The organism is Achromobacter sp. CF-sbj1-Ac2-l (assembly GCF_052698165.1).
The window spans coordinates 4,229,438-4,244,602 of sequence record NZ_CP199855.1 but is presented as its reverse complement, the minus strand read 5'-3'; the positions used below and the strand labels follow the sequence as shown (position 1 = coordinate 4,244,602).

Genomic DNA, 15,165 nt, shown 5'->3' with positions numbered 1-15,165 from the left:
GTCCTTCGGATTTCAGTGGCCCAGATAGGCCTTCTTGACATGGGGATCGGCCAGCAGCTCGGCGCCGGTGCCCGTGCGCACGATGGCGCCGTTCTCCAGCACGTAGCCGCGGTCGGCCAGGCGCAGCGTGCGGAACACGTTCTGCTCCACCAGCAGCACCGTGACGCCGTGGGAGGTGACGTCGCGGATGATGTCGAACATCTGCTGCACCAGCAGCGGCGACAGGCCCAGCGAGGGCTCGTCGAACACCAGCAGCTTGGGGTCGGCCATCATGCCGCGCGCGATCGCCACCATCTGCTGCTCGCCGCCGGACAGCGAGCCGGCGTACTGCCCCAGGCGCTCGCGCACCCGCGGGAAGATCCGCAGCACTTCCTCCAGCTTGCGCTGCACGATGGGGCGGGCGGCGCGCTTGTACGAGCCCATCAGCAGGTTGTCGCGCACCGTGAAGTGCGGGAACAACTGGCGGCCTTCGGGAATCATGGTGATCCCGGCGTCGACGATGTCGTAGGGCGTGCGGTTGGTCAGGTCGCGGCCCTCGAACTCGACCCGGCCGGCGGTGGCGGGAACCACGCCGCACAGCGTCTTCAGGGTGGTGGTCTTGCCGGCGCCGTTGGCGCCGATCAGCGTCACGATCTCGCCGGCATTGACCTCGAAGTTCAGGCCGTTGAGCACCTGGCTCTTGCCGTAGCCCGACGACAGATCCGAAACCTTAAGCATCCTGGTACTCCTTGCCCAAATAGGCCTCGATGACGGCGGGGTTCTCGACCACGTCCTTGGGGGCGCCGCTCACCAGCACCGCGCCTTCGTTCAGCACGATGATGCGGTCAGACAGCGCCATGGTGGCCTGCATCATGTGCTCGATCAGCAGCACCGACACGCCCGAATCGCGGATGCGGCGGATCATCTTGATCGACTTCTCGATGTCGGTGGGGTTCAGCCCCGCCATCACCTCGTCCAGCAGCAGGATGCGCGGCCGGATCGCCAGCGCGCGGGCGATCTCCAGCCGCTTCATGCCGCCCACCGTCAGGCTGCGGGCCTCGGTGTTCAGGTACTTGAGCAGGTCGGTTTCCTCGGCCACCTTGAGCGCGATCTGCTCGGCCTCCTCGCGGTCGGCGGTGCGGATGAAGGCGCCCAGCATGATGTTCTCCAATACCGTCAGGCCGGTGAACGGCTTGGCGATCTGGAAGGTGCGGCCCAGGCCCTGGTGCGCGAACTCGTCCGGCGTGCTGCACGAGACCCAGTTGCCCTTGGCGTCGACCATCGACACCGCGCCCTTGTCGGGCGACAGGAAGCCGGACAGCAGGTTGAATACCGTGGTCTTGCCGGCGCCGTTGGGGCCGATCATGCCCAGGATCTCGTACTGGTTCAGCGTCAGCGACACGTCGTTGGTGGCGCGCAGGCCGCCAAAGCTCTTGAACAGGTTCTCGGCCTTGAGCACCGGCTGCTCGCACCGCGCCGCGTCGGTCGGACGGGCCGGTTCGACCAGTTGGCGCCGGGCGCGCGGCGTGCCCAGGTAGGGTAGGCGCGCCAGGGCGCGCTCGATGGCCGGACCGAAGGCGCCGGCCAGGCCGCGCGGGATGGTCAGCACCACCGCCACCAGGATCAGGCCGTAGATCAGCCCGTGCATGCCGTTGCCCACGCTGGACAGCCAGCCGCGCGCCAGCTCGGCGATCGGCAGCACCAGGAAGGTGCCGGCGATGGGGCCGGCCACCGTGCCCAGGCCGCCGATCAGCGCGAACATCGCCACCTGCACCGACAATTCCAGCGAGAAGGCCGAGCTGGGATCGACGAAGGTCAGGTAAGTGATGTGGAAGGTGCCGATGATGCTGGTCAGCATGGCCGACACCACCGCGGCGATGATCTTGACGCGCACCGTGTGGATGCCCACGGCCAGCGCCGCGTCCTCGCGTTCGCGGATGGCGATCAGGTAATGGCCGATGCGCGACTTGCGGATGTACCACGAGACCCAGGTCACCAGCAGGAACAGGCCGAAGGCGATGATCACGTAGTTGATCTTCTCGCGGAACACGATCCAGCCCCAGCCGATGTTCAGCGGCAGGCTGATGCCGCTGGAGCCGCCGGTCCAGCTTTCCTCGTGGATCACCAGCAGCCGCACCACTTCCAGGATGGCGATGGTGGCCAGCGCGAAGAACGGCCCGCGCAGCCGCAGCGTGGGATAGCTGATGATGATGGCCACGGCCGCCGAGATGGCCGCGCCCGCCAGCATGCCGAACCACGGCGAGATGCCGAAGTTCTGCGTCAGCAGGGTGGCGGTGTAGCCGCCGATGCCGTAGAACACCGCGTGGCCCAGCGACAACTGGCCGGCGTAGCCGCCGACGATGTTCCAGGCCACCGACAGCGCGGAAAAGACGAACAGCAGGACGAACAGGTTGGTCCAGAACGGCGTGCCCGTGACGACGGGCACGATGAACATGACGATCAGCAGAATCAGGCTGACGTAGGCTTTGGGGCTTCGAAAGTCGGGAAACACGTCTCGCTCCTTGTGGCTCTGATCACTCTGTGCCGACGCCGAACAGGCCGGTCGGACGCAGGACAAGGATCAAGAGGAAGATCCCGAAATAGACGACCTCTTTGAGGTCGGGGGCGATGTAATAGCCGGCCAGCGTATCGACGATGCCGATGATCATGGACCCGGCCACCGCGCCGTACAGGCTGCCCAGGCCGCCCAGCACCACGATCACGAAGGCGGTCAGCACGAAGTACGTGCCTACTGTCGGGAACACCGGATACTGAGGCGCCAGGAGGCCCGCGGCGATGCCGACGAAGGCGGTGCCCAGGCCGAAGGCGATGGCGTAGACGTTGTTGACGTTCACCCCCATCAGCGTGGCGGCGTAGCGGTGCTGCGCCACCGCCCGCAGCGCGCGGCCCAGGTAGGTGCGGTGCATGAACAGGTGCAGCAGCACGGCCAGGCTCAGGCCGACCACGAAGGTCACCAACTGGCCGGTGACCATGGAGTAGTTGCCGACGTCCAGGGTGCTGGTGCCCAGTTGCACCGGGGCGCGGAACACGTTGGCGCCGAAGATCACCAGCGCCAGGTTCAGCAGGATGGTGGACACGCCCACCGTGGCGAAGATCTGGATGTGCTGATCGGCGTTGAGCAGCGGCTGGATGATGCCCTTCTGCGTCAGCGCGCCCAGCGCGAACAGGATGACCGCCACCGGCACCAGGCCGATGTACGGGTGCACGCCGAACTGCGCCGCGATCAGGTAGACCGCGTACATGCCGATCATCAGGAATTCGCCATGCGCGAAGTTGACGACGCGGACCACGCCGAAGATCAGCGTCAGCCCCAGGCTGATGATGGTGTAGGCGCCGCCCAGCAACAGGCCGTTGATGACCAGTTGAATGAAGATATCCATGGTGCAACCTCTTGGAACGGGGCGCGTCCCGGCCGCGCGCCGTCGCCGGCGGGGCCGGGGCCGCGGGCCCCAGTGAAACGCCGGACGCCCCCGAGCGTCCGGTTTGCTGGCTTGCCGTGCCGGGCCTGCCCGATGGCGGCCCCGGCGTTCTATTTCTTGAAGACGGGCTTGCCCAGCGCGAGGTTGTCAGGCGCGATGGTGACCAGCTTGCCATCCTGCCACTGCATCACGTAGAAGGTCGAGGCGTTGTTCTGGCCGTCCTCGCCGAAGTCGAAGGCCCAGCCGTTGGCGGTCTGGCCGGCCGGCTTCTTGTACGCCAGCACGGCCGCGCGGATCTTGTCCTTGTCGGTCGACTTGGCGTTGGCGATGGCTTCGAAGAAGGCCTTGGCGCCGACATAGTTGGTCAGGCTGTGGCCGGACTGCGGGTCGCTCTTGTAGGTGGTCTTGTAGGCTTCCAGGAACTTGTCCAGGCCGGGCGCGCCGGCCGGATTGATGGACGCCTGCGGGAAGTCCAGGTCGAACACGCCGTTCATGTCGGCGCCCACGGCCTTGGCGGTGTCGGCCAGCGAATAGCCGCCGCCGGCGCCGATCACCACCTTGGGCTTGAAGCCGGCGGCGCGCGCCTGGCTGAAGTACAGGATGGCGTCGTTCTGGTAGGCGGTCTGCAGCACCACGTCGACCTTGGCGCCCTTCAGGCGCAGGATCAGCGAGGACAGGTCGACCGTCTTGGCCGAATAGGGCAGCACCTCGGCCACGGTGTAGCCCAGTTCCTGGGCGCGCTTTTTCTCGGTGGCGGCCACGTCGGTGCCGTAGGGGCCGTCCTCGTGGATGATGCCGATGCGCACTTCCTTCGGGTTCAGGCCCATGCCCGGCCCGATGATGTCGTGCAGCGCGTTGACCACCGACACGCCGTACAGCGCGGTGTTGGGGTTGCTGCGGAACAGGTACTTGTAGCCGCGCGTGGTGATCTTGTGGGCGGTGGCGCCCAGCTCGAAGTAGGGCACGCCGGCCAGCTCGGTCACGGGCGAGGCCGCGTACGAGATGCCCGAGGCGTAGCTGCCGAACACGCCGACCACGTTCGATGAGATCAATCGCTTGGTCTCGGACACCGCCTGGGTCGGGTCGACCGCGTCGGCCTTGATGATCTGGATCTTCTCGCCGTTGATCCCGCCGGCGGCATTGATTTCGTTGACGGCCAGCTCCAGGCCGCGATAGCTCTCCTGCCCCAGCAACGCCAGCGCGCCGCTGAACGGGAAGAGGGCGCCCACCTTGATGTCGGCCGCCGCGGTGCCGCTGGCCATGACGCCGCACAGGCCCAGCGCGATGGCGAATTGTTTGATCTTGAACACTGTCTACGCTCCTTTGTGGGTTTGGATGCGGACTGTTGTCTGAGTCGTCCGTCTGTTTTTGAATATATGATATATGCGCCGGCGGGGTGTGAGAACCTCGTCCTGGATTCTAGTGCCGGACTTGGCCGGCTGAATCGGGGATTTCCATCAAGCCGCATGAATAAAGCGTTTGCGGGCAGTTTTTGCCTGCACGGCAGATCAAATTCCGCTGTCCGGGCGCTGTTTCACAGACCTTTTCATGGCTGCTTTGCTGGCAAGAAAGTTCCCCTTTGAATCATATATCCTATATGATCGAAAGGCGTTTGAGCATAAGAATCCAGGAGACAAAGAGCATGTTCGAGGAAGTGGATTTCGCCGGAAAAAAGGTACTCATCACCGCCGGCGCCGATGGACTGGGCCTGGAAATGGCGCAGGTGTTCCACCGCGCGGGGGCGTCGGTGCTGGTGTGCGACGTCAACCGCGAGCGGCTGGCCGCGCTGCCGGCCGAGTTGCCCGGCGTGCGCGCGGTGCATGCCGACGTGTCGGATGAAGACAGCGTGGCCGCCCTGTTCGATGCCGTGCGCCAGCAGTTGGGCGGCCTGGACATCCTGGTCAACAACGCCGGCGTGGCCGGCCCCACGGGTTTCGTCGAGACCTTGTCCAAGGCCGACTGGGACCGCACCCTGGCGGTCAACATCACCGGCCAGTTCCTGTGCGCGCGCCAGGCCATCCCGCTGCTCAAGCAGTCGCGCGCCGGCGTCATGATCAACCTGTCGTCGGCCGCGGGCCACCTGGGCTTTGCCGGGCGCTCGGTCTATTCGGCCTCGAAGTGGGCGGTGATCGGCTTCACCAAGTCGCTGGCGATCGAGCTGGGCGGCCACGGCATCCGCGTCAACGCCATCCTGCCGGGCGCGGTCGAAGGCCCGCGCATCCGCGCCGTGATCGAGGCCAAGGCCAGGACGCTGGACAAGCCGGTCGAGGAAATCGCCGCGCTCTACGAGAACCAGGCGGCGCTGGGCCGCATGGTCACGGCGCGCGACATCGCCAACATGGTGCTGTTCAACGCCAGCGAGGCCGCCCGCAGCGTCACGGGGCAGGCCATCGTGGTGGACGGCTTCACGCAGAAGCTCTACTGATGGCGGCCGATCCGCGGCGGCGCCGCGCCGCCATCATCGGCACCGGCCTGATCGGCCAGGCCTGGGCCATCGTGTTCGCGCGCCAGGGCTGGCAGGTGCGGCTGTACGACGTCGACGCCGCCATGCTGGCCGAGGCCGGCGCGCTGATCCGGCGCCAGCTCGATGCATTGCAGGCGCACGGCCTGCTGCGCGACGCGGCGGCGGCCGCCGCCCGCATCGAAGTGGCGGCCAGCCTGCCCGAGGCGCTGGCCGGCGCCCGCTACATCCAGGAGAACTCGCCCGAGCGGCGGGATCTGAAGCGCGAGCTGTTCGCGCGACTGGACGCGGCGGCCGATCCCGACGCCATCATCGGCAGTTCCACGTCCAGCATTCCCGCCAGCGAATTCACCGAAGGCCTGCCCGGCCGGGCGCGCTGCCTGGTGGCGCATCCGGTCAATCCGCCGTACCTGATCCCGGTGGTGGAGCTGTGCCCGGCGCCCTGGACCAGCGAGGCCGCCATGCAGGCGGCGCGCGACATCATGCTGGACATCGGCCAGAAGCCGGTGACGATGCGGCGCGAGATCGAGGGCTTCATCCTCAACCGCCTGCAGGGCGCGCTGCTGCACGAGGCCTTCCGCCTGGCCGCCGCCGGCATCGCCAGCGCCGAGGACATCGATACCACGGTCAAGGACGGCCTGGGCCTGCGCTGGTCGTTCATGGGGCCGTTCGAGACCATCGACCTGAACGCGCCCGGCGGCCTTGCCGACTACTGCGCGCGCTACGGCGGGCTGTACCAATCCATCGGCGCCAGCCAGCGCGAACCCGTGCCCTGGGACGGCGCGCTGGTCGAGGCCCTGGCGGCCGAGCGGCGCGGCCTGCTGCCCGCCGAAGACCTGACGGCGCGCCGCTACTGGCGCGACGAACAACTGATGCGCCTGATGCGCCACAAGCAACAGCAAGACAACGGAGACGAAAATGGCTAAGCCGAAACAGAAGGTCGTGATCACCTGCGCCGTGACGGGCGCCATCCATACCCCCAGCATGTCGCCGCACCTGCCGGTGACGGCCGACGAGATCGCCGAGGCCGCCATCGGCGCGGCCCGCGCCGGCGCCGCCGTGCTGCACCTGCACGCGCGCGACCCGGAAACCGGCAAGCCGTCGCAGGACCCGGCGCTGTTCGAGCCGTTCCTCAAGCGCATCAAGGCCGAGACCGACGCCATCATCAACATCACCACCGGCGGCAGTCCGCACATGACGGTGCAGGAACGCATGCGGCCGGCCACCACCTTCAAGCCGGAGCTGGCGTCGCTGAACATGGGCTCGATGAACTTCGGCCTGTTCCCGATGCTGGGCCGCTTCCAGGACTTCAAGCATGAGTGGGAGCGCGAGCACCTGGAGAACAGCCGTTCGCTGATCTTCCGCAACACCTACCAGGACATCGAATCGATCCTGGAGCTGGGCAACGCCAACGGCACCCGCTTCGAGTTCGAGTGCTACGACATCAGCCACCTGTACAACCTGGCGCATTTCGTCGACCGCGGCCTGGTGAAGTCGCCGCCGTTCATCCAGTCTGTGTTCGGCATCCTGGGCGGCATTGGCCCGCACCCCGAAGACCTGATGCACATGAAGCGCACCGCCGACCGCCTGTTCGGCAATGAATACGAATGGTCGATCCTGGGCGCCGGCCGCAACCAGATGCCGCTGGCCACCATCGGCGCGGCCATGGGTTCGAACGTGCGGGTGGGGCTGGAGGATTCGCTGTGGATCGGGCCGGGCCAACTGGCCGAGTCGAACCGCTCGCAGGTCGAGCGCATCCGCACCATCCTGGAGGCGCTCAACCTGGAAGTGGCCACGCCCGCCGATACCCGCGCCAAGCTGGGCCTGAAGGGCGGCGACAACGTGGCTTTCTGACGCCAGGCCGGGCAAGGGCGTGCGCGCGGCCGCCGGATTGATGCCCCCGCCGATGGCGCGGCGCGCGGCCCGCCGGATGCGGGTCGCGGCGCTCCCGGGCGCCGCCCGCGGGACGCCGCCAGCGCGAGCGGCGGGGCGTCAGGCGTGGCGGCGCAAGGCGGCGACGAGGGTCTTGATGTCCAGCGGACGATCGAAATTGGCGGCATGGCGCGCGGCCAGCGTCAGCTCGGCCGCGCGCGCCAGTTCGGCGTCGGACGGCGCGGCCGCGCCCAGCGCCGCCAGCGTGGTGGGCAGTCCCACCTGTTCGTACCACTGTGTCAGCGTGGCCAGCATGCCGTCCTGGCGCGCCTCCAGGTCCAGCTGCACCAGCAGGCCGACGGCCACCTGCAGGCCGTGCGGCGCGCTGGCCAGGCCGGCGATCTTCGGCAGCCCGCGCGTCAGGGCGTGGGCGATCGACAGGCCGCCGCTCTCGAAGCCCAGGCCGCTCATCAGGATCATGGCTTCCACCACCCGTTCGAAGGCGGGCGTGGGCTGGCCGCTGCCGGCCGCCGCCAGCGCGTCGGCGCCGTCGGCCAGCAGCGTGCGCAGGCAACCGTCGGCGATCAACTGGGCGGTCAGCGGCGGGACGCCGTCGTACATGTTGCGTCCGCCGTTGCGGGCGCATTGTTCGGCTTCGAATTTCTTGGAGATGGCGTCACCCAGGCCGGCGCGGAAGAACGCCGCGGGCGCGGTGGCGATGACGGCGGTGTCGACCAGCACGATGGTGGGGTTGAACAGCATGTGCTCGACCGCCAGGAGGTTGTGATGGGCGTCGTACAGCACGTAGTTCTTGCTGGTGGGGGCGTCGTTGGAGGCCACCGTGGGCACCGTGACCAGGTGGCAGTGCTCGGCCTTGGCCACCGCCTTGCCGGCGTCCAGCGCCTTGCCGCCGCCCACCGCGATCACCATGTCGACGCCGGCGCCCGCGGCCTGCGCGCGCAGCGCCGCGATCGATTCGGGCGTGATGTCGCCCTCGACCGGCAGGGCCGTCAGCGCCACGCCGTGGGCGCCGCACAATGCCTCGATTCTCGGGCCCAGCACGCCCTGCACGTAGCGGTCGATGACCAGGGCGGCGCGGCGGCCGAACAGGGCGGCGTATCCGCCCAGCGCGTCGAGCGCGCCGGCTCCCTGGATGTAGCGGCCGGGAGCGCCGAAAATCTTCAGCATCGAGTCTTCCTATTTGCGAGGCCCGGGCGGGCGGTAGTCGAGTTCTTTTTCGCGTTCGACCAGCCAGTCGATCATGATCTTGCCGCCCCATACCAGGTCGGCCTGGATCGCCTTGGTGGCGGCTTCGGGGTCGCGCGCTTCCAGCGCGGCCAGCACGGCCTCGTGGCGGTGTTCGTCCTGGGAGTAGTCCAGCCCGGCCGTCTTGATGTGGAACACCTTGAGGATCGGGCCGGTGATGACCCAGAACGATTCCACGGTGTTGCGCAGGATGGGCTTGTTGCTGGCTTCCAGGATGCCGAAGTGGAACTTGCGGTTCAGGTAGCTGGCGCGCTTGGGGTCGGTCGAGGTGCAGGAGATGAAGTCCTTCTGCAGCGCGATCAGGTTGTCCAGTTGCTTGCGCGTGATGTTCCTGGCGGCCTCGGCCGCGCCCATGCCTTCCAGGTGGAAGCGGATCTGCTGGATCTCGCGCAGCTTTTCCGAGTTGACGTAGGGCACGTAGACCGCGGTGGCGGCCTGCATTTCCAGGCCCTGTTCGCTGATGAGGCGGAAGATCGCCTCGCGCACGGGCGTGATCGAGACGCCCATTTCCTGGGCCAGCTCGCCAATGATGAGGCGCTCTCCGGGTTCGTACTGCCCGTTGATCAGGGCGTTACGGATCTCGTTGTAGACCTTGACGGAGAGGTTCTCTTTTTTTACCGGTTTAAGGCTGGGCATGACGGTCGAGGCTTGGGTTCGATGGAATGGCGGAGGCCGTGAAACGGCGCCCGGCTGAATTCTATCCCGCCCTGGCCAATTCAAGCGCGATGGGTATATTATATATCATATATTCTGATAAGCGAAGGAGACGCCATGCGCCAGGACCGGGGAGACCCAAGCGAAGACGAGGTCCGGATGCTGCGGGAAAAGGCCCGCCACATCCGGTTGGAGACCATCAGGCTGATCGAGATCGCCAAGGTCGGGCATTACAGCTCGGTCTTTTCGTGCGCCGAGATCTTTGCCGCCCTGTATTACGACGTGATGCGGCTGCGGCCGGGCGAGCCCGGCTGGCCGGATCGCGACCGCTTCCTGATGGGCAAGGGCCACGCGGCCGTGGGCCTGTTCCCGGTGCTGGCCGACCACGGTTTCATTCCGCATGAACTGCTGGACGGCTACACCCGCCTGGGCAGCCCGCTGGGCGACCACCCCGACATGACCAAGGTGCCGGGCGTCGATTTCAGTTCCGGCTCCATCGGCCATGCGCTCTCGAACGGCGCGGGCATGGCGCTGGGCGGCCGCATGAGCCAGCGCGACTTCAACGTGTTCGTGATGCTGGGCGATGGCGAGATGCAGGAAGGGCAGGTGTGGGAGGCCGCGTTGTTCGCCGCGCACCACAAGCTGTCGCGCCTGGTGGCCATCATCGACCGCAACGGCTACCAGCTCGACGGCAAGGTCGACGACGTGATCGGCGTGGAATCGCTGCGCGACAAGTGGCAGGCCTTTGGCTGGGAGGTGCACGAGGTCGACGGCCATGACCTGGCGGCGCTGACCGCGCTGCTGCGGCGGCTGCGCGCGGACGAGGGGCGCGCGCGGCCGGCCTGCGTCATCGCCAAAACCATCAAGGGCAAGGGCGTTTCCTATATGGAGACCGAACCCGGCTGGCATCTGGGCTACCTGGCGCCGCAGGACGCGCAGGCCGCCATCGACGAAATCATGACCCGCGAGATCTGAATGGCACAGGCACAGACGCTTTCCCCCGATTCCTGGCAGTACCGCGCGCTGAACGCGGTGAACCCCGGGCTGTCGTATCTTTCCGACGCGCTGATCGACCTGGCGCGGGCCGGGCATCCGGTGGTGGCCGGCTCGGCCGACCTGCAGTATTCCAACGGTCTGAACCGCTTCGCCTCGGCCTATCCCGACCGCTACGTGCAGTTCGGCATTTCCGAGCAGAACATGGTGTCGGCGGGGGCCGGCCTGGCCACCACCGGCGCGATGCCGTTCGTGGCGACCTTTGCCTCGTTCCTGGGCCTGCTGTGTTGCGAGCAGATCCGCATGGACGTGGCCTACACCAAATTGCCGGTGCGGCTGATCGGCCATCACACCGGCATCAGCCTGGGTTTCTATGGCACCTCGCACCACGCCACCGAGGACATCTCCACCATGCGCGCCATCGCCGGCCTGACCGTGGTGTCGCCGGCCGACGGGCCACAACTGGCCGCCGCCATCAAGGCCTCGGTGGACTGGCCCGAGCCGATCTATTTCCGCATCGGCCGCGGCCGCGACCCGCAGGTGTACGAGGACGGCGCGCCGTTCGCGTTCGGCCGCGCCATCGTCCACTCAACCGGCAGCGACCTGAACATCATCGCCTGCGGCATCACGCTGCACGCGGCGCTGGAAGCGGCCGCCCGGATGCGCGAGGACGGCCTGTCGGTGGGGGTGATCGACAGGCCCACCATCAAGCCGCTGGACCGCGAGGCGGTGCTGGCCGCGGCTGGCCAGGCGCGCGCGCTGCTGACGGTGGAGGAACACAATGTGATGGGCGGCCTGGGCTCGGCGGTGGCCGAGGTGCTGGCCGATGCCGGCAGCGGCACGCGGCTGCGGCGCCATGGCATCTACGACGAGTACAGCCTGATCGCGCCGCCCACCACGCTGTACGCGCATTACCAGCTCGACGGCGCCGGCATCGAGGCGGTGGCGCGCGAACTCATCGCGCGATAGGGCGTGCCAGCATTCAAGGGGGCCGGGTGCCGGCGCCCCGACAAGGAGACAGAGCAATGAAGGAAATCAGCGGCAACACCCGCCTGTTCGGCATCCTGGCCGACCCGATCTACCACGTCAAAACCCCGCAGCGCCTGAACGAGCATTTCGCGCGCATCGGCTTTGACGGCGTCTGCGTGCCGTTCCATGCGCGGCCCGACAACCTGGCCGAGGTGGTGGCCGGGCTGCGGCGGCTGGAGAACCTGGGCGGGCTGATCGTCACCATGCCGCACAAGGCGGCGATCCTGGCCCTGGCCGACGAGGCCACGCCGGTGGCGCGCAAGATCGGCGCGGCCAACGTGGTGCGGCGCGAGGCCGACGGCCGCCTGGTGGCGCACATGCTGGACGGCGAGGGCTTCGTGCGCGGCCTGCGCACGCACGGCGTGGCGCCCGAGGGCAAGCGCGCCTTTCTGGCCGGCGCCGGCGGCGCGGCCAACGCCATCGGCTTCGCGCTGGTGCAGGCGGGCGTGTCGCGGCTGACGATTGCCAACCGCACGCCGGCCAAGGCCGAGGACCTGAGGGCGCGCATCCTGTCGCTGCATCCCGGGGCCGACATCACGGTCGGCACGGCCGATCCGTCCGGCCATGACCTGGTGGTCAATGGCACCTCGCTCGGCATGAAGCCGGACGACGCGCTGCCGCTGGACGCGGCGCGGCTGACGCCCGATCAACTGGTGTGCGAGGTCATCATGCAGCCGGCCGACACGCCGCTGCTGGTGGCGGCGAGGGAGCGCGGCTGCAAGGTGCACTACGGCGCGCCGATGCTGGCCGGGCAGATCGAGCTGATGGCGGAAATGATGGGCGTGGCGCCGGCCGCGCAACGCTGAGGCGCGACGGACGAGACGATGGGCGACTACGACTTCATTATCGCGGGCGGCGGCACCGCCGGCTGCATCCTGGCCAACCGCCTGACGGCCGACGGCCGCCACCGGGTGCTGATGCTGGAAGCCGGGCACGAGGCGCGCAGCATGTGGATCTCGATCCCGGCGGGCTTTTCCAAGCTGTTGGTGAACCCGGACTACAACTGGCGCTTCGCCACAGAGCCGGAGGACAACGTCTACGGCCGCACCATCGCCGTGCCGCGCGGCAAGGGCCTGGGCGGTTCGACGCTGATCAACGGCATGATCTACGTGCGCGGCCGGCCGCAGGACTACGACGGCTGGGAGGCCGCCGGCGCCACCGGCTGGGGCGGCGGCACCGCCGAGCGGGTGTTCCGCAAGATTGAATGTTATGAGCCCGGCGGCGAGACCCGCGGCAAGTCCGGGCCGATGCACCTGGAGGAAGTGGCCGAGCGCTTTCCACTGTCCGACGCCTTCCTGCGCGCGGCGCAGGAGGACGGCCTGCCGCTCAACCCGGACTACAACGCCGGCCGTCAGGATGGGGTCGGCTACTACCAAGTGGTGCAGCGCCACGGCCGCCGCTGGAGCGTGGTCGACGGTTACCTCAAGCCCGCCGCCGGCCGCAAGAACCTGACGGTGGAGTGCGGCGCGCACGTGACGCGGCTGTTGTTCGAGGGCAAGCGCTGCGTCGGCGTGGCCTACCGCAAGAACGGCCAGGAATTCACCGTGCGGGCGCGGCGCGAGACATTGCTGTGCCTGGGCGCGGTGCAGTCGCCGCAACTGCTGGAACTGTCGGGCGTGGGCAGCCCCGCGCTGCTGCAATCGTTCGGCATCCCGCTGGTGCACGCGCAGCCGCGGGTGGGCGAGAACTACATCGACCACTTCGCCACGCGCATGAACTGGCGGGTCAGGAACACCGTGACGCTCAACGAGATGTCGCGCGGCTGGCGCCTGGCGCGGCAGGTGGCGCGCTACTACACCCGCCGCAAGGGCATCCTGACGCTGGGCACGGGGCTGGTGCATGGCTTCGTCAAGAGCGCGCCGGACCTGCCGGCGGCCGACGTGCAGTATTTCTTCGTGCACGCCAGCTACGCCAACGCGGCCGAGCGCATCCTCGACCGCGAGCCGGGCATGACCATCGGCGTGGCGCAACTGCGGCCGGAGTCGACGGGTTCCATTCACATCAAGTCGCCCGATCCCTTGGCCGCGCCGTCGATCCGTCCCAACTTCCTGTCCGCGCAGATCGATCGCGACAGCCTGGTGGGCGGCATGCGGGTGGCACGGCGCATCGTGCAGCAGCCGGCTCTGCAGCGCTATATCGAGCGCGAGATGAGTCCGGGGCCAGACGTGGACAGCGACGAGCAATGGCTGGACTTCGCGCGCCGCAACGGCCAGACCATCTATCACCCGATCGGCACCTGCCGCATGGGCTCGGATGGCGGCGCGGTGACCGATCCGCGCCTGCGGGTCAACGGCATCGACGGCCTGCGGGTGGTGGACGCCTCGGTGATGCCGAAGATGGTGTCGGGCAACACCCAGGCGGCGGTGATGATGGTGGCCGAGCGCGGCGCCGAGATGATCCTGGAGGATGTTGCGGCGGCGTGATGCAGTGTGGCGGCCGGTGAATCGGGCAGCATGCGCAAGCGCCGAGATTTCATTGATAAAACTGATTTTCTATATTTTGGCCCTGCACAATTTATTTGAAAGCTCAGGAGTGGGAAGGAATATAGGGTAAATACTTAAAATCTCTGTCTTGTTGGGGCGTTGAAATTCTTCTAATGTTATTTCATTAATAAAATTGAATTTCACGATAATGCACGCCGCTCCGGCGCCGCGCCACGTTCCCCACCGACGAGACGAGACATGACCCTACGTTTGCAAGACAAGCGCGCATTGGTGACCGCAGCCGGCAACGGCATCGGCCGCGCCAGCGCCCTGGCCATGGCGCGCGAGGGCGCCCAGGTCTGGGCCACCGATATCAACGAGGCGGCGCTGGCCGACCTGGCGAAGGAGGCGCGCGAGGCCGGCCTGGACGGATTGCGCACCCGCGTGCTGAACGTGCGCGACGGCGCCGCCGTGGCCGACTGCGCGCGCGAGACCGGCGCGGTCGACGTGCTGTTCAATTGCGCCGGCTTCGTCCACGCCGGCACCGTGCTGGACTGCGACGAGGCCGACTGGGACTTCAGCATGGACCTGAACGTCAAGGCCATGTACCGCACCATTCGCGCCTATCTGCCGCTGATGCTGGAACGCGGCGGCTCGATCATCAACATGGCCTCGGCCGCCTCCAGCGTGAAGGGCGTGCCCAACCGCTTCGTCTATGGCGCCTCCAAGGCCGCCGTGATCGGGCTGAGCAAGGCGGTGGCGGCGGACTTCGTGGCGCGCGGCATCCGCTGCAACGCGATCTGCCCCGGCACGGTCGAGTCGCCCTCGCTGCGCGAGCGCATCGCCGCGCAGGCGCGCCAGCAGGGCAGCGACGAAGCCGCGGTGCGCGCCGCCTTCGTGGCGCGCCAGCCCATCGGCCGCGTCGGCCGGGTGGAGGAGGTGGCCGCGCTGGCGGTCTACCTGGCCAGCGACGAATCGGCTTTCACTACCGGTACCATCCAGGTTATCGACGGCGGCTGGTCCAACTGAGCCGCCGCTCCGCTTTGTT

The 15,165-nt window shown here is 67.7% G+C and carries 14 protein-coding genes; 8 read left to right on the top strand and 6 right to left on the bottom strand.

The features are described from left to right. Positions 1 to 12: 12 nt before the first annotated feature. The 4 genes from ACUDCK_RS19290 to ACUDCK_RS19275 all read right to left on the bottom strand — a co-directional run bounded on the left by ACUDCK_RS19290 (position 13) and on the right by ACUDCK_RS19275 (position 4,681). Positions 13 to 717 (bottom strand): ABC transporter ATP-binding protein, encoded by a 705-nt coding sequence (locus ACUDCK_RS19290; protein ID WP_049073023.1) that lies wholly within the window; start codon positions 715 to 717, stop codon positions 13 to 15. Further along, complete coding sequence (locus tag ACUDCK_RS19285; RefSeq protein WP_175166643.1) at positions 710 to 2,491, bottom strand: branched-chain amino acid ABC transporter ATP-binding protein/permease; 1,782 nt, start codon at positions 2,489 to 2,491, stop codon at positions 710 to 712. Before ACUDCK_RS19285 ends, ACUDCK_RS19290 begins: the two co-directional genes overlap by 8 nt. Before the next feature lie 22 nt (positions 2,492 to 2,513). Continuing rightward, entirely contained in the window at positions 2,514 to 3,380 is an 867-nt protein-coding gene (locus ACUDCK_RS19280; protein WP_006387153.1) for a branched-chain amino acid ABC transporter permease, read from the bottom strand. 149 nt (positions 3,381 to 3,529) lie between these two features. After that, complete coding sequence (locus ACUDCK_RS19275) at positions 3,530 to 4,681, bottom strand: ABC transporter substrate-binding protein (protein WP_211485570.1); 1,152 nt, start codon at positions 4,679 to 4,681, stop codon at positions 3,530 to 3,532. Between the two features lie 380 nt (positions 4,682 to 5,061). On the opposite strand from ACUDCK_RS19275, the gene ACUDCK_RS19270 reads away from it, so the two are divergent. From ACUDCK_RS19270 to ACUDCK_RS19260, 3 genes are read left to right on the top strand one after another with little or no spacing between them, the layout of a single operon-like run. Then, positions 5,062 to 5,844 (top strand): SDR family oxidoreductase, encoded by a 783-nt coding sequence (locus tag ACUDCK_RS19270; RefSeq protein WP_026383327.1) that lies wholly within the window; start codon positions 5,062 to 5,064, stop codon positions 5,842 to 5,844. Next, positions 5,844 to 6,806, top strand: coding sequence for a 3-hydroxyacyl-CoA dehydrogenase (locus ACUDCK_RS19265; protein WP_047991388.1), 963 nt, complete (start codon positions 5,844 to 5,846; stop codon positions 6,804 to 6,806). The genes ACUDCK_RS19270 and ACUDCK_RS19265 overlap by 1 nt, the downstream gene beginning before the upstream one ends. Continuing rightward, positions 6,799 to 7,734, top strand: a complete 936-nt coding sequence (locus ACUDCK_RS19260; protein ID WP_054417316.1) for a BKACE family enzyme — start codon at positions 6,799 to 6,801, stop codon at positions 7,732 to 7,734. The genes ACUDCK_RS19265 and ACUDCK_RS19260 overlap by 8 nt, the downstream gene beginning before the upstream one ends. A 138-nt stretch (positions 7,735 to 7,872) precedes the next feature. Here the strand turns inward: ACUDCK_RS19260 and ACUDCK_RS19255 are convergent, their stop codons facing one another. Next, on the bottom strand, positions 7,873 to 8,940 hold the full coding sequence (locus ACUDCK_RS19255) for a glycerol dehydrogenase (RefSeq protein ID WP_175166644.1): 1,068 nt from the start codon (positions 8,938 to 8,940) through the stop codon (positions 7,873 to 7,875). Between the two features lie 9 nt (positions 8,941 to 8,949). Beyond that, on the bottom strand, positions 8,950 to 9,654 hold the full coding sequence (locus ACUDCK_RS19250) for a GntR family transcriptional regulator (RefSeq protein WP_006387160.1): 705 nt from the start codon (positions 9,652 to 9,654) through the stop codon (positions 8,950 to 8,952). Positions 9,655 to 9,831: 177 nt separating this feature from the next. Here ACUDCK_RS19250 and ACUDCK_RS19245 point away from each other — a divergent pair, with 177 nt between their 5' ends. The 5 genes from ACUDCK_RS19245 to ACUDCK_RS19225 all read left to right on the top strand — a co-directional run bounded on the left by ACUDCK_RS19245 (position 9,832) and on the right by ACUDCK_RS19225 (position 15,146). After that, entirely contained in the window at positions 9,832 to 10,647 is an 816-nt protein-coding gene (locus ACUDCK_RS19245) for a transketolase (RefSeq protein WP_155755506.1), read from the top strand. Further along, positions 10,648 to 11,634: a transketolase family protein gene (locus ACUDCK_RS19240; RefSeq protein ID WP_445659252.1), complete on the top strand. Its 987-nt coding sequence runs from the start codon at positions 10,648 to 10,650 to the stop codon at positions 11,632 to 11,634. Between the two features lie 56 nt (positions 11,635 to 11,690). After that, positions 11,691 to 12,500 (top strand): shikimate dehydrogenase family protein, encoded by an 810-nt coding sequence (locus tag ACUDCK_RS19235; protein WP_175166646.1) that lies wholly within the window; start codon positions 11,691 to 11,693, stop codon positions 12,498 to 12,500. An 18-nt stretch (positions 12,501 to 12,518) separates the two neighbouring features. Continuing rightward, positions 12,519 to 14,117, top strand: coding sequence for a GMC family oxidoreductase (locus ACUDCK_RS19230; RefSeq protein WP_175166647.1), 1,599 nt, complete (start codon positions 12,519 to 12,521; stop codon positions 14,115 to 14,117). Positions 14,118 to 14,375: 258 nt separating this feature from the next. After that, a complete protein-coding gene (locus ACUDCK_RS19225; RefSeq protein WP_020928760.1) occupies positions 14,376 to 15,146 on the top strand; it encodes an SDR family oxidoreductase in 771 nt (256 codons plus the stop codon). Positions 15,147 to 15,165 lie beyond the last annotated feature (19 nt).